The 24,154-nt window shown below is 66.2% G+C and carries 22 protein-coding genes; 6 read left to right on the top strand and 16 right to left on the bottom strand.

Annotated elements, in window-relative coordinates; all coding sequences use genetic code 11:
• Positions 1 to 11: 11 nt before the first annotated feature.
• The 4 genes from DSM43276_RS09615 to cobN are packed head-to-tail and all read right to left on the bottom strand — an operon-like array spanning position 12 to position 5,019.
• Positions 12 to 524 carry an FxsA family protein gene (locus DSM43276_RS09615; protein ID WP_078329089.1) on the bottom strand — a complete coding sequence of 171 codons (513 nt, stop codon included), beginning with the start codon at positions 522 to 524 and terminating at the stop codon, positions 12 to 14.
• Positions 525 to 575: 51 nt separating this feature from the next.
• Positions 576 to 977: a PPOX class F420-dependent oxidoreductase gene (locus DSM43276_RS09610; RefSeq protein ID WP_078329090.1), complete on the bottom strand. Its 402-nt coding sequence runs from the start codon at positions 975 to 977 to the stop codon at positions 576 to 578.
• 10 nt (positions 978 to 987) lie between these two features.
• Complete coding sequence (locus DSM43276_RS09605; RefSeq protein ID WP_078329091.1) at positions 988 to 1,392, bottom strand: PPOX class F420-dependent oxidoreductase; 405 nt, start codon at positions 1,390 to 1,392, stop codon at positions 988 to 990.
• 9 nt (positions 1,393 to 1,401) lie between these two features.
• Positions 1,402 to 5,019 (bottom strand): cobaltochelatase subunit CobN, encoded by a 3,618-nt coding sequence (gene cobN / locus DSM43276_RS09600; protein WP_136629024.1) that lies wholly within the window; start codon positions 5,017 to 5,019, stop codon positions 1,402 to 1,404.
• Positions 5,020 to 5,052: 33 nt separating this feature from the next.
• Here cobN and cobG point away from each other — a divergent pair, with 33 nt between their 5' ends.
• The 3 genes from cobG to DSM43276_RS09585 are packed head-to-tail and all read left to right on the top strand — an operon-like array spanning position 5,053 to position 8,333.
• Complete coding sequence (cobG, locus tag DSM43276_RS09595) at positions 5,053 to 6,213, top strand: precorrin-3B synthase (protein ID WP_078329095.1); 1,161 nt, start codon at positions 5,053 to 5,055, stop codon at positions 6,211 to 6,213.
• 9 nt (positions 6,214 to 6,222) lie between these two features.
• Entirely contained in the window at positions 6,223 to 6,849 is a 627-nt protein-coding gene (locus DSM43276_RS09590) for a precorrin-8X methylmutase (protein WP_078329096.1), read from the top strand.
• Positions 6,846 to 8,333 (top strand): precorrin-2 C(20)-methyltransferase, encoded by a 1,488-nt coding sequence (locus DSM43276_RS09585; RefSeq protein WP_078329097.1) that lies wholly within the window; start codon positions 6,846 to 6,848, stop codon positions 8,331 to 8,333. Before DSM43276_RS09590 ends, DSM43276_RS09585 begins: the two co-directional genes overlap by 4 nt.
• Here the strand turns inward: DSM43276_RS09585 and DSM43276_RS09580 are convergent.
• Genes DSM43276_RS09580 through DSM43276_RS09565 form a run of 4 tightly spaced genes read right to left on the bottom strand, consistent with a single transcriptional unit; the run spans position 8,305 to position 11,733 of the window.
• On the bottom strand, positions 8,305 to 9,033 hold the full coding sequence (locus DSM43276_RS09580) for a cobalt-precorrin-6A reductase (RefSeq protein ID WP_136629158.1): 729 nt from the start codon (positions 9,031 to 9,033) through the stop codon (positions 8,305 to 8,307). The genes DSM43276_RS09585 and DSM43276_RS09580 overlap by 29 nt on opposite strands.
• A gap of 8 nt (positions 9,034 to 9,041) precedes the next feature.
• Positions 9,042 to 9,797, bottom strand: a complete 756-nt coding sequence (cobM, locus tag DSM43276_RS09575) for a precorrin-4 C(11)-methyltransferase (protein ID WP_136629022.1) — start codon at positions 9,795 to 9,797, stop codon at positions 9,042 to 9,044.
• Positions 9,794 to 11,029 carry a precorrin-6y C5,15-methyltransferase (decarboxylating) subunit CbiE gene (gene cbiE, locus DSM43276_RS09570; protein ID WP_109556021.1) on the bottom strand — a complete coding sequence of 412 codons (1,236 nt, stop codon included), beginning with the start codon at positions 11,027 to 11,029 and terminating at the stop codon, positions 9,794 to 9,796. The genes cobM and cbiE overlap by 4 nt, the downstream gene beginning before the upstream one ends.
• The gene (locus DSM43276_RS09565) at positions 11,008 to 11,733 is read right to left on the bottom strand and encodes a decaprenylphospho-beta-D-erythro-pentofuranosid-2-ulose 2-reductase (protein WP_078329184.1); all 726 of its coding nucleotides are present in this window, start codon (positions 11,731 to 11,733) and stop codon (positions 11,008 to 11,010) included. The genes cbiE and DSM43276_RS09565 overlap by 22 nt, the downstream gene beginning before the upstream one ends.
• Before the next feature lie 101 nt (positions 11,734 to 11,834).
• Here DSM43276_RS09565 and DSM43276_RS09560 point away from each other — a divergent pair, with 101 nt between their 5' ends.
• Positions 11,835 to 12,260, top strand: coding sequence for a F420-dependent biliverdin reductase (locus DSM43276_RS09560; protein WP_078326324.1), 426 nt, complete (start codon positions 11,835 to 11,837; stop codon positions 12,258 to 12,260).
• On the opposite strand, the gene DSM43276_RS09555 is transcribed toward DSM43276_RS09560, so the two are convergent.
• Positions 12,257 to 13,399, bottom strand: coding sequence for a M24 family metallopeptidase (locus DSM43276_RS09555; RefSeq protein WP_078329100.1), 1,143 nt, complete (start codon positions 13,397 to 13,399; stop codon positions 12,257 to 12,259). The genes DSM43276_RS09560 and DSM43276_RS09555 overlap by 4 nt on opposite strands.
• A gap of 60 nt (positions 13,400 to 13,459) precedes the next feature.
• Here DSM43276_RS09555 and DSM43276_RS09550 point away from each other — a divergent pair, with 60 nt between their 5' ends.
• On the top strand, positions 13,460 to 14,395 hold the full coding sequence (locus tag DSM43276_RS09550) for a 5'-3' exonuclease (protein ID WP_078329186.1): 936 nt from the start codon (positions 13,460 to 13,462) through the stop codon (positions 14,393 to 14,395).
• A 56-nt stretch (positions 14,396 to 14,451) separates the two neighbouring features.
• On the opposite strand, the gene DSM43276_RS09545 is transcribed toward DSM43276_RS09550, so the two are convergent.
• The 7 genes from DSM43276_RS09545 to pafA all read right to left on the bottom strand — a co-directional run bounded on the left by DSM43276_RS09545 (position 14,452) and on the right by pafA (position 22,739).
• Positions 14,452 to 15,162 (bottom strand): DUF4333 domain-containing protein, encoded by a 711-nt coding sequence (locus DSM43276_RS09545; RefSeq protein ID WP_078329101.1) that lies wholly within the window; start codon positions 15,160 to 15,162, stop codon positions 14,452 to 14,454.
• Between the two features lie 79 nt (positions 15,163 to 15,241).
• Positions 15,242 to 17,995, bottom strand: coding sequence for a DEAD/DEAH box helicase (locus DSM43276_RS09540; protein WP_078329102.1), 2,754 nt, complete (start codon positions 17,993 to 17,995; stop codon positions 15,242 to 15,244).
• Complete coding sequence (gene tatC, locus DSM43276_RS09535) at positions 17,992 to 18,864, bottom strand: twin-arginine translocase subunit TatC (protein WP_078329103.1); 873 nt, start codon at positions 18,862 to 18,864, stop codon at positions 17,992 to 17,994. The genes DSM43276_RS09540 and tatC overlap by 4 nt, the downstream gene beginning before the upstream one ends.
• A gap of 112 nt (positions 18,865 to 18,976) precedes the next feature.
• The gene (gene tatA, locus DSM43276_RS09530) at positions 18,977 to 19,243 is read right to left on the bottom strand and encodes a Sec-independent protein translocase subunit TatA (RefSeq protein ID WP_078329187.1); all 267 of its coding nucleotides are present in this window, start codon (positions 19,241 to 19,243) and stop codon (positions 18,977 to 18,979) included.
• 59 nt (positions 19,244 to 19,302) lie between these two features.
• The gene (locus tag DSM43276_RS09525; RefSeq protein ID WP_078329104.1) at positions 19,303 to 20,283 is read right to left on the bottom strand and encodes a helix-turn-helix transcriptional regulator; all 981 of its coding nucleotides are present in this window, start codon (positions 20,281 to 20,283) and stop codon (positions 19,303 to 19,305) included.
• The gene (locus tag DSM43276_RS09520; RefSeq protein WP_078329105.1) at positions 20,280 to 21,272 is read right to left on the bottom strand and encodes a helix-turn-helix transcriptional regulator; all 993 of its coding nucleotides are present in this window, start codon (positions 21,270 to 21,272) and stop codon (positions 20,280 to 20,282) included. The genes DSM43276_RS09525 and DSM43276_RS09520 overlap by 4 nt, the downstream gene beginning before the upstream one ends.
• A gap of 108 nt (positions 21,273 to 21,380) precedes the next feature.
• On the bottom strand, positions 21,381 to 22,739 hold the full coding sequence (pafA, locus tag DSM43276_RS09515; RefSeq protein ID WP_109556025.1) for a Pup--protein ligase: 1,359 nt from the start codon (positions 22,737 to 22,739) through the stop codon (positions 21,381 to 21,383).
• Between the two features lie 166 nt (positions 22,740 to 22,905).
• Here pafA and DSM43276_RS09510 point away from each other — a divergent pair, with 166 nt between their 5' ends.
• Positions 22,906 to 24,150: a glycosyltransferase gene (locus tag DSM43276_RS09510; protein ID WP_078329106.1), complete on the top strand. Its 1,245-nt coding sequence runs from the start codon at positions 22,906 to 22,908 to the stop codon at positions 24,148 to 24,150.
• The last annotated feature ends 4 nt before the right edge of the window (positions 24,151 to 24,154 follow it).

Genomic DNA, 24,154 nt, shown 5'->3' with positions numbered 1-24,154 from the left:
TCGGACGACGTCTACGCAGGCAGGTCGTGGCCGGGACGGTAACGCGCGGACGGTCCAGGCTGCTCGTCATTCACGTCGATGACCTCACCGTCGATGTAGTCGACGGTGCTCGCCCGCGTTCGGCCGGCCTGAAACGCGCCGTATCCGGCGGGAATGACGGTGATGAGAGGCGCGCGCCGACTCAGCTGCCGTGCCGCGACGAGGGTCAGCACCGGCCGCAGCACGGCACGGGTCGGCGGCAGCAGCATGAGCAGCCCCATGGCCGAGGACACCAGCCCCGGGATCACGACCGCGACCGTTCCGAGCGCGATGAGCGCACCGTCCGCGACGGCTCCTCCGGGGGATCGCACTCCCCGCCGCAGCTGATCAATGGCGCGCCGGGCCTGCGAGCCCGCAAGTATCAGACCCACGACAAAGGCCGCAGCGACAGCGACGATGGTCCAGCCGATGCCCACCGCGGAGGTCAACGCCACCAGGGCGGACACCTCGACGATCACATACAGCAGAAACAGGCCTGGCCACATACCCGGACAACGCACCGGCCCGTCGCCGGGTTCCCGATTCGGCGTTCCGGGTCAGGCGGTCACGGCCAGCCCGATGGTGCCGCTGCTGCCGCGACGCAGCACACTGGCCTTGACCAGCACCCACCCCAGCAGGCCGTACTTACGGGTGATGGCCGCGCGTGCCCGCTCGGTGCCCTCGGGGTCCAGGACTCGCGCGGTGCCCTCGATCTCACCGCTGCGGACCTTGCCGCGTACATCGCAGACGGCCAGCGTCACGCGCGGGGTGTTGCGAATCCGGCGCACTTTCCAGGATGTGGTTTCGGTCCACACCAGAAGTTCACCGGCCTCGGGCGCCGCCCACACCGCGGCCGGTTTGGCGCGACCGTCCTTGGTGTAGGTGGTCAACAGGACATATTTGGCGGCACAGACGTCATCGAATGTCGGCACCGGGAGGTTCGCACCCATGCCGATCAGTCTAGGAACGTCAGAGCGTCTCCGGCGCGCCGAGCGTCACCGAAATACCGACCCTGGCGCCGTTGCGCCGGTCTAACCACGCCGTCACGATCCGGCTGGGCAATCCGTACCGTGTGACCACCGCCGCCCGGATACGCGCCACGGAGGCCGGATCTTCGACGATCACCGCGGTGGCGTCGGCGGCCGGACTGATCACCCGGCCACGCTGCGTACAGACGGCCACCCTCACCTTCCGGTCTCGCCGGATCCTTCGCACCTTCCACGTGTTCGCACTCGTGGTCAGCAGGAGCTCATCGCCCTCGACGACGAAGCCCATCGGAGTCGGCTTGGGCACACCGTCTTTGGTGAAGGTGGTCAACAGGATGTAGCGGCCTACCGCCACCGTGCCGATGTCCAAGCCGTGTTTCCGGGCCATGTTCCGATGCTACGACTCCAGCTCGCCCTCGGTCTCCAGGAACACCGACCGCAAATCATTCAAAACTTGCTGATCGGGCTTCTCCCAGAGCCCCCGGCTGGCGGCCTCCAGCAACCTCTCCGCAATACCATGAAGTGCCCACGGATTGGACTGCTGCATGAACTTGCGGTTCTGCTCATCGAGCACATAGCTGTTGGTGAGCTGCTCGTACATCCAGTCCGCCATCACGTTCGCGGTGGCGTCGTATCCGAACAGGTAGTCGACGGTGGCAGCCATTTCGAACGCACCCTTGTAGCCGTGCCGGCGCATTGCCTCCAGCCACCGCGGGTTGACCACACGCGCACGGAAAACCCTTGTGGTTTCTTCGGATAACGTGCGAGTATGCACCGCATCCGGTCGGGTGTTATCACCGATGTACGCCGCGGGAGCCTTACCGGTGAGCGCCCGTACCGCCGCGACCATGCCGCCGTGGTACTGGAAGTAGTCGTCCGAATCGGCAATATCGTGTTCGCGGGTGTCGGTGTTCTTCGCCGCGACCGCGATTCGGCGATACTGGTGACGCATATCCTCATTCGCGGCGGCACCATCTAGTCCACGGCCATAGGCAAATCCGCCCCACGCGGTGTAAACCTGCTCCAAATCCGAGTCGTTACGCCAGTTTTGACTATCGATCAGCTGAAGTAGTCCTGCACCATAGGTGCCGGGCTTGGAGCCGAAGATGCGCATGGTGGCGCGCCGCCAATCCCCGTGCTCGGCGCGATCCGCTTCGGCGTGCGCCCGCAGATAGTTCTGCTCCGCCGATTCATCGAGACCCGCCGCCAGCGCGACCGCATCATCGAGCATGGTGACCACGTGTGGGAAGGCATCCCGGAAGAATCCGGAGATGCGCACCGTGACATCTATCCGTGGGCGCCCGAGTTCTGCCAGGGAGATCGCCTCCAGGCTCACCACGCGCCGGGAGGCCTCGTCCCACACCGGGCGAACACCCAGGAGCGCAAGAACTTCGGCGATATCGTCACCGGAGGTTCGCATCGCCGAGGTTCCCCAGATCGAAAGTCCCACCGACCGTGGCCAATGTCCGTAGTCGGTGCGGTATCGCTCCAACAGCGAGTCCGCCATGGCCTGCCCGGTCTCCCAGGCCAGCTTCGACGGAACCGCCTTGGGGTCCACCGAATAGAAGTTGCGCCCGGTCGGCAGCACGTTCACGAGTCCCCGCAGCGGCGAGCCAGAGGGTCCGGCCTCGATGAACCGGCCATCGAGGGCACGCAGGATCGCGTCGATCTCGCCGTTGGTGCCATCCAGCCTGGGCACCACCTCGGTCGCCGCGAACCGCAGGATCTGCGCGACCTGAGGGTCATCGCTGAGATCGCCCACCGCATCGGGGTTCCAGCCCGTGCCCTGCAACGCGGTCAGCAGCGAATGTGCCTGCTGGTCAATTTCATCCACGCGCACACGGTCATCGGTGCCGTCCTCGGCCAGCCCGAGTGCCTGACGCAATCCAGGTACCGATTGTTCACCGGCCCACATCTGGCGGGCGCGCAGGATCGACAGCACCAGATCAACCTGAGCTCCCCCGACGGGCGCGCTGCCCAGAATGTGCAGGCCATCGCGGATCTGCACATCTTTGATCTCACAGAGCCATCCGTCGACATGCAGCAGCATGTCGTCGAAGACATCCTCGTCAGGGCGATCCTGAAGCCCCAGGTCGTGGTCCATCTTCGCCGCGCGCATCAGCGTCCAGATCTGCTGGCGGATGGCCGGTAGTTTGGCCGGATCCAGCGCCGAGATGTTCGCGTGCTCATCGAGCAGCTGCTCCAAACGCGCTATGTCCCCATAGGTTTCAGCGCGTGCCATAGGCGGTATGAGGTGGTCGACCAGGGTTGCGTGTGCGCGCCGTTTGGCCTGAGTGCCCTCGCCCGGATCGTTGACCAGGAAGGGGTAGATAAGCGGCAGATCACCGATCGCGGCGTCGGTAGCGCAATCTGCTGACAGCCCAACAGTTTTCCCGGGCAACCACTCCAGATTGCCGTGCTTGCCCAGGTGCACCAAAGCATCCGCGCCGAACCCGCCCTCCTCGCGCGCGGCCGACAGCCAGCGGTACGCGGCGAGGTAATGGTGACTGGGTGGCAGGTCGGGGTCGTGGTAGATGGCTACCGGATTCTCCCCGAATCCGCGGGGCGGCTGCACCAGGAGCAGGACATTTCCTGCCTGTAACGCAGCAATCACAATATCGCCGTCGGGGTTGACGCTGGTGTCGACGAACAGCTCGCCCGGTGGCGGGCCCCAGTGCTTGACCACCTGCTCGGCGAGCCCAGGCGCCAATCGGGAGAACCATTCCCGGTACTGTCGCGCCGGAACACGAATGGGATTGCCCGCCAGCTGTTCCGCGGTCAGCCAGTCTGGATCTTGGCCACCCCGCTCGATGAGCGCGTGAATCAGTGCGTCCCCGTCGCCGTCCGTGGCGGGACGACCGGTGGCGGGCAGTCCGGGAATGTCACCGTCGGCGCCCACGTCATAGCCCGCCGCACGCATGGCGGTCAGCAGTGCCACCGCACTCGCCGGAGTGTCCAGCCCCACCGCGTTGCCGATCCTGGCGTGCTTGGTGGGATACGCGGAGAACACCAGCGCTATCCGACGCTCACCGGCGGGGATGGATCGAAGTTTTCCATGCCGCAACGCGATACCCGCCACCCGCGCGCAGCGCTCCAGGTCGGGAACGTAGGTGATGAGGCCGTCGCTGTCGATCTCCTTGAACGAGAAGGGCACGGTGATAATGCGACCGTCGAATTCGGGAACCGCGACCTGGGTGGCGACGTCCAACGGACTCATACCGTCGTCGTTGGCGTCCCAATCATCGCGGGGGCTGGTCAGGCACAGCCCCTGCAGTATCGGGATATCCAGGGCCGCAAGGTGGCCGACATTCCACTCGTCGTCGGCTCCTCCGGCTCCCACGGCCGCCGGGGTCGCACCACCGGCGGCCAGGACGGTAACCACCATGGCGTCGGCGGCCGCCAGCGTCTCCAGAAGCTCCGCCGGCGCGGTACGCAGCGACGCGCAGTACACCGGAAGTGCCCGTCCTCCAAGGTTTTCGATGGCGGTACAGAGAGCCTCGATGTACGCGGTGTTTCCGGCCAGCTGTTGGGCGCGGTAGTACAGCACCGCGATGGTGGGACCATCGGCATTCCGGGCAGCACGCTGTAGCACCCCCCAGGCCGGGTTTGTCGCCGGTGGTTCGAAGCCGATCCCTGTCATCAGGACGGTGTCGGACACGAAGGCGTGCAGCTGCCGCAGATTCGCCGTCCCGCCCTCGGCCAGGTAGCGGTGGACCTGCAGCGCGACGCCGCCCGGGACGGTCGAGCATTCCATGAGCTCGGCATCGGGGGCCTGTTCACCGGAGACCACGACGGCCGGCACACCGGAGGCGATGACGGCGTCGATGCCCTCCTCCCAACCGCGACGACCACCGAGAAGCCGAACAACCACCGCACCCATCCCGTCGAGCAGGTCCGGCAGGTCGTCGACGTGGATACGAGAAGGGTTGGCCCATCGATAGTTCACACCACTGGCACGCGCACTCAGCAGGTCAGTGTCGGATGTCGACAGAATCAGAATCGGGGCATTGCTCACAGGACATTCGTACCGTAGTCCTACGGTGAGTAGGTGACCCGCTCCAGCCCCGACGACGCGTGCCCCGGTGCGCTGCGCCTGCACGAGGCTGCCGATGGAGCGCTGGCACGCGTCCGGCTGCCCGGCGGAATGGTCACGTCCGCGCAGTTGGCCGCGTTGGCGCAGGCCGCAGGCGACTACGGCGCGCCGGTGTTGGAGCTGACCTCCCGTGGCAACATTCAGCTTCGATCGATCCGTGATGCGGACGCGGTGGGCAGCCTCTTATCCGAGGCCGGGCTGCTGCCGTCGCCGAGCCATGAACGGGTGCGCAACATCGTGGCATCCCCGCTGTCGGGGCGGGCCGGCAGCTTCCCCGATGTGCGTGCGCTGGTCCTCGCGCTGGACCGCGGGCTGATCTCTTCTCCCGTTCTCGCTGACCTGCCGGGTCGTTTTTTGTTCAGTCTCGACGACGGGCGCGGCGATATGGCGGCCATGGGTGCCGATATCGGACTGCGGCACGACCCGGATGGGTGGCGACTGATCCTCGACGGTCGCGCCACGTCGGTATGCGTCGAGGATCCGGATGCCGCCGTGGCACGCGTGCTCGCGGTCGCGCGGACCTTCGTGCAGATCCGGGGCAACGCATGGCGGGTGGCGGAACTTCCGGACGCCGCCGCGACCCTTGCCGAGGCGATCGCGGCAACACTGATCGAAGAACCACACCGTCCCACGGCCGCAGTGCGTGCACCCGTGGGATGGATCGAACAGCCTTCCTCGGGCGACTCCTCCAACGCCTTGGTGACGCTGGGCGCCGCGGTTCCGTTGGGTCAGCTCTCGGCGAGAGTGGCCGCACTGTTGGCGGCCGCCGAGAAACCTGTCGTGATCACCCCGTGGCGATCTGTGCTGCTGTGCGATCTGCCCCACGAAGACGCCGACGTGGTGCTGCGGGTGCTCGCGCCTCTGGGCCTGGTGTTCGATGAGCGCTCCCCGTGGCTCAACGCAAGTTCGTGCACCGGGCTACCGGGATGTGGGCGTTCGCGGGCCGATGTGCATGCGGACGTACGGCTCGAAGTGGCCGAGGAAATCGCCAGCGGTATCCATTCCCCGGTGCATCGGCACTGGGTTGGCTGTCCCCGGGCCTGCGGCTCCCCCGCCACGGGCCAGGTGCTAGTGGCGACGGAGCTGGGTTATCGACCGCTGCAGCGGCACCCGTAGGGTTAGCGCGTGCTGGACTACGTGCGAGACGGAGCCGAGATCTATCGGCAATCGTTCGCGACCATCAGGGCCGAGGCCGATCTTTCGGCATTCCCCGACGATGTCGCGCGCGTGGTGGTCCGGCTCATTCACACCTGCGGGCAAGTGGATCTGCCCGACGAAATCGCCTTCTCCCCCGACGTGGTGACGCGCACCCGGGCGGCCCTGGACGCCGGTGCCCCCATCCTGTGTGATTCGTCGATGGTCGCGGCCGGGATCACCCGCTTGCGCCTACCCGCCGACAACGAGGTGGTGTCCCTGGTGGCCGATCCGCGCGCCGCGGATTTGGCGCAGCGCACCGGAACCACAAGATCGGCTGCCGCCGTGGACCTCTGGGCCGATCGGCTGCCGGGATCGGTCGCCGCGATCGGGAATGCCCCCACTGCCCTGTTCCGCATCCTCGAACTCGTCGACGAAGGGGTTGCTCCCCCGGTGGCCGTCCTCGGCGGCCCGGTCGGTTTCGTCGGCTCGGCACAGTCCAAACAAGAGCTGATCGACCGTCCGCGTGGCATGGACTACCTCGTGGTGCGGGGACGACGGGGCGGCAGCGCGATGGCGGCCGCCGCGGTCAACGCGATGGCGAGCGATCAAGAATGAGTAGAGGAACCCTGTGGGGTGTGGGCCTGGGCCCCGGTGATCCGGAGCTGGTGACCGTCAAGGCGGCCCGACTCATCGGTGAGGCCGATGTGGTGGCGTTCCACAGCGCCCGGCATGGCCGCAGCATCGCCCGCTCGATCGCGCAGCCGTATCTACGGCCGGGCCAGATCGAGGAGCATCTTGTCTACCCGGTGACCACCGAGACGACGGAGCATCCGGGCGGATACCGCGGCGCCATCGATGATTTCTACGAAGAGTCCGCGAATCGGATTGCCGCCCATTTAGATTCCGGCCGCAACGTAGCGTTGCTGGCCGAGGGCGATCCGCTGTTCTACAGCTCGTACATGCACATGCACCGTCGCCTGACCGATAGGTTCGATGCGGTCATCATCCCCGGTGTGACGTCGGTCAGCGCCGCCTCCGCGGCGACGGGGACGCCCCTGGTAGAGGGCGACGAGATACTCACCGTCATTCCCGGCACTTTGCCTGCCGACGAGATCGCAAGCAGGCTCGCCGATCTCAAATATCGAGGCGCCGCGGTCATCATGAAGCTGGGCCGCTCATACGGCGCCGTCCGGCAGGCTTTGGACACCTCCGGGATGTTGGACCGCGCGTACTACGTGGAACGGGCCAGCACCGCGGCACAACGGGTACTGCCCGCCGCCGATGTCGATCCGTCCTCAGTGCCGTACTTCTCACTGGTCCTGATTCCCGGAGCGCAACCCACCGCCGACACCAGGCTCGACGGATTGGTGACGGTGGTGGGTTTGGGCCCGGGCCACCACGACTGGACCACCACCGAGGTGCGTCAGGAACTGGCGCGCGCCACCGACATCATCGGCTACGGCCCCTACCTGGATCGCATCGCCGCGCGAGACGGCCAGGTTCGTCATGCCAGCGATAACCGCGACGAACCCGCACGCGCCGAACTGGCCTTCAAGCTCGCGGCAGGCGGCCGCCGGGTCGCCGTCGTGTCCTCCGGGGACCCTGGCGTGTTCGCGATGGCCGCGGCGGTGATGGAAGAGGCTCGCGCATGGCCCGATGTCACGGTGCGGGTGCTCCCGGCGATGACGGCGGCGCAGGCCGTGGCCAGCCGGGTGGGGGCTCCCCTGGGCCATGACTATGCGGTGATCTCGCTGTCCGATCGTCTCAAACCATGGGAGATCATCGAATCCCGCCTCCGTGCGGCGGCGGCGGCCGATCTCGTGCTCGCCGTGTACAACCCGGCCTCGAAGTCGCGGACATGGCAAGTGGCATCCATGCGTGATGTGCTGCTGGAACACCGCGACCCGGTGACGCCGGTCGTGTTGGGACGCGATGTCGGCGGCGCGGGGGAATCCGTGCGGGTGACGACGCTGGGTGAGCTCGACCCGTCAGAGGTCGACATGCGCACCCTGCTGATCGTCGGGTCCTCGCAGACGCAGTGGCAGGACACCGATTCCGGGCCTCAGGTGTTCACGCCTCGGCGGTATCCCGCTCAGTAACCCATTGCTGCGCCGCGTCCACGGTGGTCACCGTGCGCACGTTATCCGGTAACGCCGGTCTGTCGATCATCACGACGGGAATGCCCAGCGCCGCAGCGGCTTCCAACTTGGCCGAGGTCATCGTTCCCCCGCTGTTCTTGGTGACCAGAACCTCGATCTCATACTGGCGCATGAGCTCGGTTTCCTCCTCGAGCGAGTACGGTCCGCGCGACAACAACACATGGTGCCGCTCGGGTAGCTCGTCGGCGGGCACCGGCTCCACCACACGAATCAGGAACCAGGCGTCCGAGAACAGGAACGCCCCGATACTCGAACGCCCCGAGGTAAGGAACACCCGCGAAAAACCCTGCGCCACTACCGCATCCTTGGCCTCGGCCGCCGAAGAAACCACCGCCGCATCGCCTGCCGGCCAGGGCGGGCGGCGCAGGATGAGGTGTGGGATGCCCAGCCGCCCGCAGGCCGCGGCGGCGTTCTCGGTGATCGTTGCGGCGAATGGATGGGTGGCATCGATCACCGCATCAATATTGTTGTCCAACAACCATGTCCGTAGGCCTACCTCACCACCGAAACCTCCGATGCGCAGCCGCCCCGCCGGTACCGCCGGGTTGCGCACCCGACCCGCGAGCGAGGTGATGACGTCATACCGGGGTGCGAGCCGCTCGGCCAGCTGGCGTGCCTCCGCCGAACCTCCGAGGATCAAGATCTGCATTAGTGCGCAGCCCCTCTACGACGTCCCGCCGAGTACAGATAACTGTCGGTAAAACCCTCTGCCGCAAGCACCTTCCCGACGAAGATGACCGCCGTCTTGGTGACGCCCGCCTCCCTCATCTGCCCGGCGATATCCGCAAGGGCGCCGCGAAGGATGACCTCTGATGGCCAGCTGGCATACGCCACCACAGCGGCCGGCGTCTGCGGCGGGTATCCCCCGGCAACGAGCTCTGCCACGACGGTATCGATTTGGGCCGCCGCGAGGTGCAAGGCCAGTGTTGCCCCCGGGGCGGCCAGGGTGCGCAGATCTTCGCCGGCGGGCATCGCGGTGGACAACGTCGAAACCCGGGTGATCGTCACGGTTTGCGCGACGCCGGGAACGGTGAGTTCGGTGCCCAATGCCGCCGCGGCGGCGGCGAAGGCCGGAACACCCGGCACGATCTCATGGCCGATGCCGAGGGCATCCAGCCGACGACACTGCTCGGCGACCGCGCTGTACAGCGAGGGGTCGCCCGAGTGCAGCCGAGCGACATCGAGTCCCTGTGCATCGGCGCGCGATATCTCCTCGATGATCGCATCCAAGGTCAGTGGCCCGGTATCGATGATCCGGGCGTCCGGCGGGCAGACCTCCAAAAGGTCACGCGACATGATCGATCCCGCGTACAGGCAGACCGGGCACCGCTGCAGGATCCGCTGCCCGCGCACCGTGATGAGGTCGGCCGCGCCCGGTCCCGCCCCGATGAAGTAGACCGTCATGACTTTTCCGCGCTCCATTGAGTGACAGGCAGCCGGGACCTCCAGCTGGTAAAGCCCCCGAGTGGGGCGGCATCCTCGACGCGATACCGGCGCAGCTCGCCCCCGTGTTCGGAATACCATTGCAACAAAAGCGCTTCGGATTCCGCAGTCACCGCATTGACGACAATACGGCCTCCACTCGGCAGTCGCTCCCAGCAGTGTTCAAGCAATCCGGGGCCGGTAACGCCACCACCGACGAAAATCGTGTCCGGGGCCGTGGCCTGCTCAAAATCCTGTGGTGCCGAACCGAAAACCTCGATATCGACGCCGAACTTCGCCGCGTTGGCGGTGATGGCGGCCCGTCGCGATGGCTCGATCTCGAAGGCCGAGGCGCTACAGCCGGCTCCACTCCGTGACCATTCGATGGCGATGCTGCCCGACGCCGCGCCCACGTCCCACAGCCGCTGGCCCGGCCGCGGCGCCAGCGACGCCAACGTGACCGCCCGGATCTCACGCTTGGTGATCTGCCCATCGTGTTCGAACACGCTCTCGGGCAGTCCCGCGACCAGCGGCAGGACTGTACCCTCCGCTGCCGGAATATATTCGACGGCAATGACATTCAGCGCGTCGCCGGGCGAATGGTCCCAACCACAAGCAGCCCCGGCGAACGAACGCTCGGCCGTACCGCCCAGCTGTTCCCAGACCGTCAATTGTGAAGCGCCAAGCTCCGAGCCGGTCAGGGCTCGTGCCAGGTCCCCCGGGGTGTTGGCATTGCGACTCAGCACCACGGCCCGCCCGCCGTACCTGCGAGCCGAGTCGGCCGGTGCGTTCACCAGGCTGATGACCTCGACATCGTTCACCGCCCAACCCATTCGGGCGCAGGCCAACGACACACTGGATACATGCGGAAACACCCGCACCCGCTCGGCGCCGAACAGCCGGGTCAACGTGGTGCCGACGCCGTGCAACATGGGGTCACCACTGGCCAGCACGTGAACGTCGCCGAGACCGTCGAACATGGTGGACAGCGCGGGCAGCAGCGGCGAGGGCCACATTCGACATTCGGCGGCCAGGGATTCTGCGGCCAGCAGTTCCAGCTGGCGCAGTGAGCCGAAAATGACTGATGCACGCTGCAATTCATGGCGAGAACGCATCGACAGCCCGTCAACCCCGTCCGCGCCTATTCCCACCACGGTGATCAGCTGTGCTCGACGCTCTTGCCCCGGGGGACTCATCGCGGCATCCTGCGCCATACAGACGACGGTACCCACCGCATGACGAATGCCACCGTTCCCAGTGCTCGCGGAATCCACACGGTGCGCTTCCCGCGCCGCAGAGCCCGCACGGTCGCCGCTGCCACCTGGGGTGGTGTGCTCGCCAACGGCGCCGGTGACATGCCCGCCGCCATCCGGCCGATCACGAAGCCGGGGCGCGCGATCAACAGGTGCACGCCGGAATCGTGCAGGGCGTCGGCCAGCCCGTTCGCGAAACCGTCCAGCCCCGCCTTGGCGGACCCGTACACGTAATTGGCGCGCCGCACCCGCCATCCGGCGATCGACGAGAACACCACCAGCGCGCCGCGGCCGGCGCCGCGCATGCGAACCGCCAACTGAGTCAACAAGGCAACCTGTGCCACGTAGTCGATGTGCACGATGGCCGCCGCATGAGCGGGATCTGTTTCTGCCTGTGCCTGATCGCCGAGCAGCCCGAACGCGAGTACCGCCACGTCAATGGCTCCACGTCGCTCGATGATGGCGGCCAACACCGATTCGTGGGTGTCGAGCCGGTCTGCGTCAAACTCGACGCAGTCCACGGCAACGGCACCGGCATCACGGACGCGTCGTTCCTCGTCGTGCAGGTCATCGGCCCGGCGCGCTGCCAGAACCACGGTATTTCCCGGTGCGAGGCGAGTCGCCACCTCCAGCCCGATTTCGCTGCGGCCGCCGAAAATCACCACCGTCGACGGTCTTCCCGCAAGCGGATCATCCCCAAGCTGGCCGGAGTGTCGCACCGTGTCGGTCACGTCAGCGATTATGTCCTGCGCTAGCGTGAGAGTTGATGCCGAACACCCCTACGACTCGACTTACCGATGATGCGCTGGCGTTCCTCTCCGAGCGCCATCTCGCGATGCTGACCACGTTGCGGCAGGACAACAGCCCGCATGTGGTGGCCGTCGGCTTCACCTTCGACCCCGCGACCCACATCGCGCGGGTCATCACCACCGGCGGGTCGCAGAAGTCGGTCAACGCCGAGCGCGGTGGCCTCGCAGTGCTGAGTCAGGTCGACGGAGCCCGCTGGCTCTCCCTGGAGGGTGCGGCCACCGTCGTCACCGACAAGGAAGCCGTGCGCGACGCCGAGCTGCGTTACGCGCAGCGCTACCGCACCCCACGCGTCAACCCGAAGCGAGTGGTCATCGAGGTCAAGATCGAGCGGGTGCTGGGATCCTCGGATCTGCTGAACCGCGGCGACACCGCAGCTGATTAGCGGCCGAACGGCACCACTGTCAGGCCGTGCGGCTGTGAATTCACCGACTCACAACCGTTTTCGGTGACGATGACGATGTCCTCGATGCGTGCGCCCCACTGTCCCGGAAAGTACACACCCGGCTCGATGCTGAAGGCCATTCCCGGCTCCAGGATCAGGTCGTTGCCCTCCACGATGTACGGCTCCTCGTGTACCGACAGCCCGATGCCGTGCCCGGTGCGATGCACGAACGCCTCCCCCATCCCGGCCTCGACGAGAACGCGCCGCGCGGCGGAATCCACGGACTGGGCACTCACCCCGGGACGAGCCGCCTGAACCGCAGCCTGCTGCGCGCGCTCAAGGATCGAAATACGTTGAGCCACATCGGGATCAGGGTCACCAATGCTGTAGGTACGTGTGCTGTCGGAGTTGTAGCCCGGCTCGTAGCTGCCACCGATGTCCACCACCACGATGTCCCCAGCCCGCAGCTCTCGATCGGAGCACTCGTGGTGCGGGTCGGCCCCGTGCGGGCCGGAACCCACGATGATGAAGGCAACCTCCGAATGGCCCTCGGCCACAATCGCTTCAGCGATATCGGCGGCCACCTGAGCCTCCGTGCGCCCCGGCACCAGCAGCTCGGGCACCAGGGCGTGCACCCGGTCGATTGCGGCCCCGGCCTTGCGCAGCGCATCGATCTCGGAGGCATCCTTGACCATGCGCAGTCGGCGCAACACCCCGGTGGCCAGTACCGGCACGCTCCCGATCAATTCGGTCAGCGGAAGTAGATGCATCGCGGGCATCGACTCGGTGACCGCCACCGTGCCTGATACAACACCGCCCGCGGAACCCAATGCCGCACGCACCAGCTCGTAGGGGTTCTCGCCGTCCACCCAGTCGCTGATGGGGATGTCAAGGTCGCCGATCGCCGAATCCTGCAGCGCCGCAAGCTCCATCCGCGGTGCGACCACGGTGGGCGCGCCCGAGGCCGGCACCACCAACGCGGTGAGCCGCTCGAATGTCTGCGCACGCGAACCGGTCAGGTACCGCAGGTCGTATCCGGGTGTGATCACCAGTCCCGCCACCCCGGCCGCCGCCGCCTCGCGGGCAGCACGTCGCAGGCGGTCGGCGTACACATCGGACTCGAAACGCTGGGGTGCCATACGGTCCAGGTTATCTGGCATAGGTTGAGTGCCGTGCAAGATGACCTCGCGCGACCCGTCCTGCTGCTCGATGGCGCCAGCCTGTGGTTCCGCTCATACTTCGGGGTTCCGGATTCCATCACCTCACCCGACGGCAGACCCGTCAATGCCGTCCGTGGGTTCCTCGACACCGTGTCGCAGCTCATCACCGTGCACCGGCCTCATCGGCTGGTGGTGTGCCTGGATCTGGACTGGCGTCCGGCCTGGCGGGTGGCGGCGATTCCGTCGTACAAGGCACACAGAGTCGTCGAGGCGATTGCCACAGACGTTGACGTCGAAGAGGTACCCGACGAGCTGACACCCCAGGTCGACATGATCGCCGCCATGCTGGACGCGTTCGGCATCGCGTCGGCCGGTGCCCCGGGATTTGAGGCAGACGATGTGCTGGGCACGCTCGCCGCGACCGAACGCCGGGACCCCGTGATCGTGGTCAGCGGTGACCGCGACTTGCTGCAGGTAGTCACCGATGCCCCGGTCCCGATTCGCGTCTTCTACATGGGCCGCGGGTTCGCCAAGGCCACCTTGTTCGGACCGGCCGAGGTGTCCGAGCAGTACGGAGTGCCCGTGGAGCGTGCCGGCGCGGCGTATGCGGAGCTGGCCCTGCTGCGCGGCGACCCGTCCGACGGCCTGCCCGGTGTCGCCGGCGTGGGTGAGAAGACGGCAACCAAACTTCTTGCCGAGTACGGGTCACTGACCGGCATCCTTGCCGCGGTCGACGATCCAGAATCCGGGCTGGCCAAGGCGGTTCGCGCCAAGCTGTTGGCCGCTACCGACTACATCGCAGCCGCAGAACCGGTGGTGCGCGTGGCCGTGGATGCGCCGGTCACGATCGATCGCGGCAGCGATGCGCTACCGCTGACAGCGCGAGATCCTCAGCGAGTCGCCGAACTGGGCGCCGCATTGGGGATCGGGTCGGCGATCACACGCCTGCAGAAGGCGCTCGACGGGCTCCCCTAAACACAAAAACGCCGAGTGCGCGGATCTGCGCACTCGGCGTTTTCTCGAGAATCGATCTACTTGGGGCGGCCTACCTCGTAGGTGCCCTTGTCGTTCTGGAACGTGACAGTGACCTGCCGCTTGGTGCCGTCGATGCTGACATCGCAGTTGAAGGTGGCGCCCTTCTTCACCTCGGGGTTCTTGCCGTCATTGCACTTGACGTCCTTGACGTTCTTGGCGCCATATCCGTTGGTCTCGTCGGTAAGAACCTTGGTCACGCCCTCTTGCGCCTTGCTGACGTCCAGGGTCGTGGTCATGGCCCAGCCGGGAGCCAGGAAGGCGGTAACCAGCACCACGATCAGGATCACCGCGGCCGCGACGATGCCGCCGATGATGGCGATGGTCTTGGTGGAACGCTGCGGCTTACCAGCACCGAACTGCGGGAAAGGTTGTCCCTGCTGCTGCCCGTATTGGCCCGGGTATCCACCCTGCTGCCCGTACTGTCCTGGCTGGCCGTAGGCGCCGGGCTGGCCGAACTGACTCGGCTCGCCGAATCCCTGCTGACCGGGCTGCTGGCCGAACTGGCTCGGATCCCCAAATCCACCACCCGGGAAACCCGGCTGCTGGTACTGCGGATACTGCTGTCCCTGACCGTAGGCCGGCTGCTGCCAACCCTGCTCGCCCTGCCCTGCCGGATCTGAGGATTGCGGTGTCTGCCACGGCTCTTGGCCTTGCCCAGGTTGCGGCGCCCACTGTCCGCCAGGTTCGGTTCCCTGTGGACCGCTCATCGTTCCTCCCGTGTCGCGACATTGTTACTTACCGGTGTGTAAGAGCGTGCTGACGCTCCACCTTAGCGTTTGCTCGACCTTATGTGCCATCAACGGCGACGACGCCACGCCGCACGTCGGCGACCGCGGCCCGTGCCACCGAGCGCACCGTGGTGTCCGGCGCGGCCTTGTTGATTTGGTCGAGCAGATCAACCACTTGCCGGCACCACCGCACGAAATCACCCGCCGGCAACGCGGTGCCCGTATTGCCGGCCGCCTCCAGCGATGCCGCCAGATCACCGGTAGTCGCCCATCGGTACACCGCTGCGACGAAGCCCTCGTCGACCTCGCGGGTGGGCGAGAGCTGGTACTGCTGTTCGTCGCGGCGCAACCGGGCCAGGGCCCGGTGGGTCTCGGCGAGTGCCGCCCGCAGCGCGGCCGTCGGCGCCTCACCCGTCTCCGACACCGCATCACCCCGCGACTCGTACAGCACGGCCGATGCCACGGCCGCCAGCTCCGCGGGTTTGAGTCCTGCCCACAGCCCGCGCCGCAGACACTCGGCCACCAGCAGATCACTTTCGCTATAGATGCGTGCCAGCAGCATGCCGTCCTCGGTGACCTTCACACCGAGCTCGGCGCTGTCCTCGACGTATCCACGTTCGGTGAGCAGCGCGAGGATCCGGTCAAAAGTGCGCGCGAGCGAATTGGTCGCGGCCGACACCTTCTTCTGCAGTTGCGCGTTGTCGCGTTCGATGCGCAGATAGCGCTCGGCTGTCCGTGCCAGCTCCTCGCGGTTGGGGACACGATGCACCGGATGCTGCCGGATTTCATGACGTAACCGTTCGACCTCGACTCCCAGATCTGCGCCGTCGGCGCCCGCACCGTTCTTGCGGCCCTTCACGGGTTGCGGCCTGCGTACCCGGCCCTCGTCAAGCGCTGACCGCAGCGCCGACGCCACATCGCGTCGCACCTTGGGCTGACGATGCTCGACCCGCTTGGGCAGTGCGATGGATCCGAGCGGTTCAGCGCCTGCCGTGTAATCCGCCGACGAAATCCGCCCGGCCCAACGGTGTTCGGTCAACACCAAAGGACGGGGGTCGTCGTTGTCGTTGGCCGGCTCCAGCACCACGGCCACACCGTTGCGACGGCCATGTGGGATCGCGATGACGTCGCCCCGCTTGAGCGCGGCCAGGGCGTCGTTGGCCGCACCGCGACGTTCAAGCCGTGACTCACGTGCGGCGGCGCGCTCACGCTCGGCGAGGTTGCCGCGCATCCGGACGTACTCCAGAACCGAACCGTCGTGTCCGTCAAGCTCATTGGCGATCTCGTCGAGCATTTTCTGACCACGTTCGATGCCACGCACCAATCCCACCACGGAGCGGTCTGCCTGGAACTGCGCGAAGGATCGCTCCAGTAGTTCGCGTGCCGGACCCGGGCCCATGCGGTGCACCAGATTGATCGTCATGTTGTACGACGGCGCGAAGGAGCTGCGTAGCGGGAAGGTGCGGGTAGACGCCAGTCCCGCGATCTCGCTGGGCTCCACCTCGGGTGTCCACAACACGACGGCGTGTCCCTCGACGTCGATGCCGCGCCGGCCCGCGCGCCCGGTCAACTGGGTGTACTCCCCGGGAGTCAACGCCGCGTGCTGCTCCCCGTTGAACTTGACCAACCGCTCCAGCACCACCGTGCGTGCGGGCATATTGATACCCAATGCCAGTGTCTCGGTAGCGAATACCGCCTTCACCAGCCCCTTGGTGAACAGCTCCTCCACGGTGTGCCGGAACACCGGCAGCATGCCCGCATGGTGAGCGGCGATACCGCGCAACAGCCCCTCCCGCCACTGCCAATACCCGAGCACGTCCAGGTCGCCCTCGGGCAGCCCTTCGGTGCGGCGGTCGATGACGGCGACGATCTCCCGCCGTTGCTCCTCGGTGGTCAGGCGCAACCTGGACCGAAGGCATTGGGCCACAGCACCATCGCATCCGGCGCGCGAGAAGATGAACGTAATCGCCGGAAGCAGCCCATCCTCATCGAGCCGGGTGATGACTTCGGGTCGCGACGGCGGCCGGTAGAGGGTGGGCGGCCTCCCCGAACGCTGGTTCGACCCTCCCTGGTGTGGCCGTCGGTGCGGGCGGTCGAAGTCGGCGAAGCGATCGGCCTGGCGACGCTGAGCTATGTGGCGGGTGAGCTCCGGATCGACGTCGGTTTTCTTACCGTCGTAATCGAACAGGTCGAACAGCCGCCGCCCGACTATGACGTGCTGCCACAAGGGAACCGGCCGGGTCTCGTCGACCACCACGGTGGTATCTCCGCGGACCGTCTTGATCCAGCCGCCGAATTCCTCGGCGTTGCTCACCGTGGCCGACAGACTGGCCAAGGCAACATCCTCGGGCAGATGCAGGATCACCTCTTCCCAGACCGCACCACGGAATCGGTCGGCCAGGAAGTGCACCTCATCCATCACGACATGCGAAAGACCATGCAGCGCTGGCGAATCCGCGTAAAGCATGTTTCGCAGCACCTCGGTGGTCATCACCACCACCGGGGCATCGGAGTTGATCGACGAGTCTCCGGTGAGCAGGCCGACCCTCTCCGGCCCGTACACCGATACCAGGTCGTTGTACTTCTGGTTGCTCAGCGCCTTGATCGGGGTGGTGTAGAAGCATTTGCGCCCGGCGGCCAGGGCCAGGTGTACCGCGAACTCTCCGACGATGGTCTTGCCCGCGCCGGTGGGCGCGCAGACCAGCACGCCGTGGCCGTTCTCCAGCGCGGTACACGAGCGGACCTGGAACGGATCGAGAGCGAAACTCAGCCCTTGGGAGAACGCACTAAGTTCGGTTCCGATGCTGGTCACTTGCCCATGTTGTCAAACCGCTCGGGGGGACCGATCGGTTCGGGCGCGGCAATGGCCTCGGGCGCGTCCAATGCGGAGGCCTCGTCGTCACTGAGCTCCTGCGCGGCCTCCCGCCTGGCCTTGCGTTTATCGTGCACGCGGGCCACCTGGATGGAGAACTCCAGCAGCAGGGTGAGCGCGAGCCCCAGCGCCGTCATCGAGAACGGATCGGCTCCCGGCGTCGCGAAGGCCGCGAAGACGAACAGGCCGAAGATGATGCCGCGGCGCCAATTCCTGAGCTTGGCGTAGGGCAGCATCCCGACGAAATTCAGCATGATGAGCAGCAGCGGGAATTCGAAGCTGACGCCGAACACCAGCAGCAGGTTGATCAGGAAGCTGAAGTACTCGTCACCCTTGAGCCCGGTGACCTGAACGTCGCTGCCCACCGTCAAGAGGAAGTGCAGGGCCTTGGCCAGCACCAGGTAGGCCAGGAACGCGCCGGTGACGAACAGCACGGCCGCTGCGGTCACGAAGATGACACCGAACTTGCGTTCGTTGCGGTACAGGCCCGGGGTGATGAAACGCCAGATTTGATACAGCCACACCGGGCAGGCCAGCACCACGCCGGCCGTCAGGCCCACCTTGAGGCGGAGCATGAACTGCTCGAAGGGCGCGGTGGCCAACAGTCGGCAGGCGCCGTCCGCGCTGAGATTGGCGCGGGCGCTGGCCGGCAGCGAGCAGTACGGCTCACGCAACCATTCACCGAGGCTCTCGAGGCCGAACATCGTGTGCTCGTACCAGATGAAACCGATGATGGTAGTGAGCAGGACCGCCGCCACCGAGATCAGCAAGCGGGTGCGCAGCTCCTGCAGATGCTCGATGAGCGACATGGTGCCATCGGCATTTTTGGGTTGTCTGGATTTTCGCCGCAGCCCAAGAGCCCCCAGGACCTTATTCATGAACGCATGACCTATCCGGCCGGCCTATCGCGGCGGAACGCGGCTAGGCAGTGGGCTTGTGACCGGGAGTCGATTCGATCGGGGGCGCTTCCACCGCGGCAGTCGGAGGCACTTGCTGCGGCTCCACGGCCTGCGGGGTGTCGGACGCCTTCGCAGCATTTCCCTCGTTTTGCAGTTCTTTGACTTCCGACTTGAAGATCCGCAGCGACTTACCCAGCGAACGCGCGAGGTCCGGCAACTTCTTGGCTCCGAAGAGCAGCGCGAACACCACAATTACGATCACCCAGTGCATGGGTTGTAGACCGCCCAATGTGGTCACCTCCTCTGGCGTCGTGTCTGCCCTGAATGCTACCCCAGGGCCGATCTCGGTCAGCTGGCCTGATACGCCGCCAGCGCCACCGCCGCATCAGTGCGTACCCGCAGCGCCAACGACTCCGGTGCCAGCACTCGGATCGCCGATCCGAACCCGAGGACCAGCCGCGCCATCCAGTCCTCGGAGGCATAGGTCATGGCGGCCTCCACCGAACCATCGGCATGCTGGACACCGGTGGGCCGCATCGGGAAGTAATCGAAGACCCAGGACGCACTCGGACCGACCAGCACCGTCGCCGCGGGAAGCGAGGGGTCCGCCTCAAACAAACCGGTGTCGGTGGCCGTCTGGACCGCGGGCTCGGGGGGCGCTGCGCGCTGATCGAGAACCTCGGCCTGTTCGATCCTGTCGAACCGGAACAACCGCACCCCCTCCGATGCGCGACACCAGGCCTCCAGGTAGCTGTGGTCCCCCACCACCGCGATCCGAATGGGATCGACTATCCGTTCCGACAACGCGTCTCGCGATGCCGAGTAGTACTCGATGCGCAACGCCTTGCGGTGACGCACGGCCGAGCGCACCGCAGAGACCGCCTCGGACTCGACGGCAGTCGCCGGCGAACCGTCCGATTGGGTGTTCAACTCTCTTCGCCCGAGCGACTCATCGCCGGCCCCCGCGGCGTCCTCGATCTTGGCGATAGCGCTGCGCGCGGCCTCCGGGTCGACGGTGCCGGGCATGTCCAGCAAGGCGCGCAGGGCGACCAGGAGTGCCGTCGCCTCGGGCGAGGTGAGGCGCAGCGGACGGTCGATACCGGCCGAGAACGTGACCTCGATGCTCTCCTCGGAGAAGGAGAGATCGATCAGATCGCCGGGGCCGTAACCGGGCAGGCCACACATCCACAGCTGGTTCAGGTCGGCCATCAGCTGTTTGGTCGTGACCCCCAGGTCGGCGGCGGCATCGGCGGCACTGATACCCGGATTGGCCTGGAAGTAAGGAACCATGTTGAGAAGCCGGGTCAGACGATTCGACAGCTCGGTCATGCCGTGACTCCTGCGTGCTCCTGAAGACGAGCGATGACCTCGTCGCGCACCTGTGCCGGCTCCAACGCGACCGCATCGGCGCCGTGGGAGGCGATCGAGCGAACCAGCCGGTCGGGTGAGGCCACCTCGATCTCGACCACATCCCCGTCGCGCTCTCCTCGCCGCTGTGGTTCGACGACGGCACCCATCCGGCGCAGCTCCTGGGCGCGTCCTTCGGCGATCCACACCCGTGCGGTGATCCGCACCGGGCCGTCGCCGACGGCCCGGGCCACGATGGCGCGCAGGTCCACCCCCTCGGGACGACGGACAGTCCCCGGTTTGTCGAGCATCGTGACGTCCTCCCCGATACGGGAGAGCCGGAAAGTGCGGGTGGCGTTCCGGTCCCGGTCATGTCCGACGAGGTACCAGCGGCCGCGATCGGTGATCACGCCCCAGGGCTCGACGGTGCGCGTGACATACGGCTCGGCACGTGACGGCCGGTGCCCGAAGTGCACGGCGTGACCGGAGTCGATGGCGGACAGCAGAATTCGCAGTACCGATTCCGATCCACGACCGCCGGGCATGGCGGCAGGCGCCGCCACCGAAACATTCTCTGCGGCCGGGTCGACATCCACCCCCGCCGCGCGCAGCTTCATCAGCGCGCCCTGCGCGGCGGTGACCAGCTCGGGCGACTGCCACAGCTGGGTGGCGACAGCGACGGCTGCGGACTCGTCGGCGGTGAGGGTGATATCGGGCAGCTCGTAGGCGTCACGGCGGATGCGGTACCCCTCGGTGGCGTCGAAGGACGACACCTTCCCTGTCTCCAGCGGTATGCCCAGATCGCGCAGCTCGTTCTTATCGCGCTCGAACATCCGGCTGAAGGCCTCGTCGCTCGGCGAGTCCGAGTAACCGGCCACCGACGTACGGATGCGTTCGGCGGTGACATAGGTGCGGGTGGACAGCAGGCAGATCACCAGGTTCATTAACCGCTCGACTTTGGAGATCGCCACGGCGGCAAGCTTAGAGGACTATGGCGTGTTTCCTGCCAGCACTTTAGGGGGTGTTGCGAAAGTTTGTTCGACGTTCGACGGAAGCATCACGATCGCAGCGGGATCCCGCTACATGCTGGCGATGAGCCGTTCCACCCGCTCGTCGACGGACCGGAACGGGTCCTTACACAACACCGTGCGCTGTGCCTGGTCGTTGAGCTTGAGGTGCACCCAGTCCACCGTGAAATCGCGGCCGGCCTCCTGAGCGGCGGTGATGAAATCACCGCGCAGCTTGGCGCGGGTGGTCTGCGGAGGCTGGTCGACGGCGGCCTTGATCTCCTCGTCGGTGGTGACACGGGCGGCCAACCCCTTGCGCTGCAGCAGGTCGAACACGCCCCTGCCGCGCTTGATGTCGTGATAGGCCAGGTCCAGCTGGGCGATCTTCGGGTCGGACAGCTCCATGTTGTAGCGGTCCTGATAGCGCTGGAACAGCTTGCGCTTGATCACCCAGTCGATCTCGGTGTCGACCTTCGAGAAGTCCTGGGCCTCAACGGCATCCAGCGTGCGTCCCCAGAGTTCCACGACCTGCTCGACCTGCGCGTTCGGCTCGCGCGTGTTCAGGTGCTCGACGGCGCGAGCGTGGTACTCACGCTGGATGTCCAGCGCACTGGCCTGACGCCCACCGGCGAGCCGCACGGGGCGGCGGCCCGTGAGGTCATGGCTGACCTCACGGATGGCGCGGATCGGGTTATCCAGCGAGAAGTCCCGGAAAGCGACGCCACTTTCGATCATCTCCAGCACCAGCGCCGCGGTGCCGACCTTGAGCATGGTGGTCGACTCGGACATGTTGGAGTCGCCGACGATGACGTGCAGCCGCCGGTACTTCTCGGCGTCCGCGTGCGGCTCATCGCGGGTGTTGATGATGGGACGGCTGCGGGTGGTCGCCGAGGACACGCCTTCCCAAATGTGTTCGGCGCGTTGCGACAAGCAGAAGGTCGCCGCCTTGGGGGTTTGCAGTATCTTGCCCGCGCCACAGATCAGCTGGCGTGTCACCAGGAAGGGCAGCAGCACATCGGAAATCCGGGAGAACTCCCCCGCCCGCACGATGAGGTAGTTCTCGTGGCAGCCATAGGAGTTGCCGGCCGAGTCGGTGTTGTTCTTGAACAAGTAGATGTCGCCGCCGATGCCCTCGTCGGACAGGCGCTGCTCGGCATCGATCAGCAGGTCCTCCAGGACACGTTCCCCGGCACGGTCATGGGTGACCAGCTGCACCAGGCTGTCGCATTCGGCGGTGGCGTACTCCGGGTGGCTGCCCACATCGAGGTAGAGCCGTGCGCCATTGCGCAGGAACACGTTGGAACTGCGTCCCCAGGACACCACGCGACGGAACAGATAGCGGGCGACCTCATCCGGGCTCAGTCGACGGTGGCCGTGAAATGTGCACGTGACGCCGAACTCGGTCTCGATCCCCATAATTCGACGTTGCACAGCATCGAGACTACTGGGTGAGGCCATCGGCGGCGGGGAGGCTGGCCTTTCTCAGTACCTTCTGTCTGGGTATCTCAGCAGCACGACCGGCGATCCGATACGGTTCGGTTCGGGTTGGGCCCGGTTTCCGCACGCCGTACTGGCACACAACGACAAGGTTTCGACGATGCATATTGCGCTGTTCACCGATCTTCATCCCGAGAGCCTGGGCGGGGCGCAGATCTCGGTGGCGCGGCAGCGTCATGGCCTGGAGCGGCTGGGGCACAAGGTGACGGTGTTCACCGCACCACTGGCCCACACCGCCGACCCCGATCCGAACGTCGTCGAGGTCAAGCCCGTGCCGTTCGTGGCAGAGGTGATGCGCAAGCTCGGCAAGCACGACGACTTCACCTTCGTATGGCCGGGAGCGGCGAACAAGGAGCTGATTGACCGGGAGCTGCGCGCCCGCGGACCCATCGACATCATCCACAGCCAGGGCGACCTCGGTGTCTGCATCGCCGGTGTGGAGGCTGCCCGCCGCAACGGCATCCCGGTGGTGCAGACCAAGCACACCCGGTACGACGTGTACTTCGAGAAGGCCAGCCCCAACCCCCTGCTGTTGGCGTGGATCTTCAGTCAAATGCAGGAGCGCCACCTGCCCAGGGATTTCCACCTGACCACAGTCCAGGAGTCCGCCGCGTCGCGGCGAGCGTGGCAGCTGATGATGGCTCAGGCACAGGCCGTGGACCACGAGATCACGCCGACGACGCACTTCGCCCAGGCCCTCACGGACCGCGGCTTGCGTCGGCCCATCTCGGTGGTCTCGAACGGTGTCGACGACGAGCTGGTGGACATCGCCCGTGAAGCGGCGGACGACAAGCCGACCGACGATGAGCCGCTGCGGCTGATCTGGTGCGGACGCCTCTCCCCGGAGAAGCGGGTGCTGGAGGCCGTGAAGGCGGCCACCCAGGTCAAGAACTGTGTCATGGACATCTACGGTGACGGTCACCTCGAGCACGCCATCAAGAAGTACGTCGATTCGCACGGAGCCTCCAATCGGATCCGGTTGCGCGGCCGGGTCAGCCAGGACAGCTGCCTGGCGGCGATGGGAGCCAGCAGCGCCCTGTTGTTCACGTCCTACGGTTTCGACACTCAGGGACTGGTTCTGCTGGAAGCTATTTCGATGTCGACCCCCGTCATTTTCTGCGACGATATCCTCGGCGAATCGGTGCCCGACGGCGGTGGTCTGGTGACGGAGAACGAGTCCGTCGAGGCGATCGCGGCGGCCATCCGGGCACTGGCCGATGACCGTGACAAGCTGCGACAGATGACCGAAGTTGTCGCCGCGCATCAGGACGAGCCACGTCAGTCGCTGCAGACCGAGAAGATCGTCGCTATCTACAACGATGTGCTGAAGAAGGCCAACGCCTGATCGC

The sequence above is a fragment of the Mycobacteroides salmoniphilum genome, assembly GCF_004924335.1.
Classification (GTDB): Bacteria; Actinomycetota; Actinomycetes; order Mycobacteriales; family Mycobacteriaceae; genus Mycobacterium; species Mycobacterium salmoniphilum.
Note: the sequence above shows the minus strand (reverse complement) of the source record. Positions and strands in the feature narration are given on the sequence as shown.

Bases quoted from the DNA above. Each gene is read 5' to 3' on its own strand.
- DSM43276_RS09615 (WP_078329089.1), bottom strand. From the start codon at position 524: ATGTGGCCAGGCCTGTTTCTGCTGTATGTGATCGTCGAGGTGTCCGCC.
- DSM43276_RS09605 (WP_078329091.1), bottom strand. From the start codon at position 1,392: ATGGCCCGGAAACACGGCTTGGACATCGGCACGGTGGCGGTAGGCCGC.
- DSM43276_RS09585 (WP_078329097.1), top strand. From the start codon at position 6,846: ATGAGTAGAGGAACCCTGTGGGGTGTGGGCCTGGGCCCCGGTGATCCG.
- cobM (WP_136629022.1), bottom strand. From the start codon at position 9,797: ATGACGGTCTACTTCATCGGGGCGGGACCGGGCGCGGCCGACCTCATC.
- cbiE (WP_109556021.1), bottom strand. From the start codon at position 11,029: ATGGCGCAGGATGCCGCGATGAGTCCCCCGGGGCAAGAGCGTCGAGCA.
- DSM43276_RS09560 (WP_078326324.1), top strand. From the start codon at position 11,835: ATGCCGAACACCCCTACGACTCGACTTACCGATGATGCGCTGGCGTTC.
- DSM43276_RS09555 (WP_078329100.1), bottom strand. From the start codon at position 13,399: ATGGCACCCCAGCGTTTCGAGTCCGATGTGTACGCCGACCGCCTGCGA.
- DSM43276_RS09545 (WP_078329101.1), bottom strand. From the start codon at position 15,162: ATGAGCGGTCCACAGGGAACCGAACCTGGCGGACAGTGGGCGCCGCAA.
- tatC (WP_078329103.1), bottom strand. From the start codon at position 18,864: ATGTCGCTCATCGAGCATCTGCAGGAGCTGCGCACCCGCTTGCTGATC.
- DSM43276_RS09525 (WP_078329104.1), bottom strand. From the start codon at position 20,283: ATGACCGAGCTGTCGAATCGTCTGACCCGGCTTCTCAACATGGTTCCT.
- DSM43276_RS09510 (WP_078329106.1), top strand. From the start codon at position 22,906: ATGCATATTGCGCTGTTCACCGATCTTCATCCCGAGAGCCTGGGCGGG.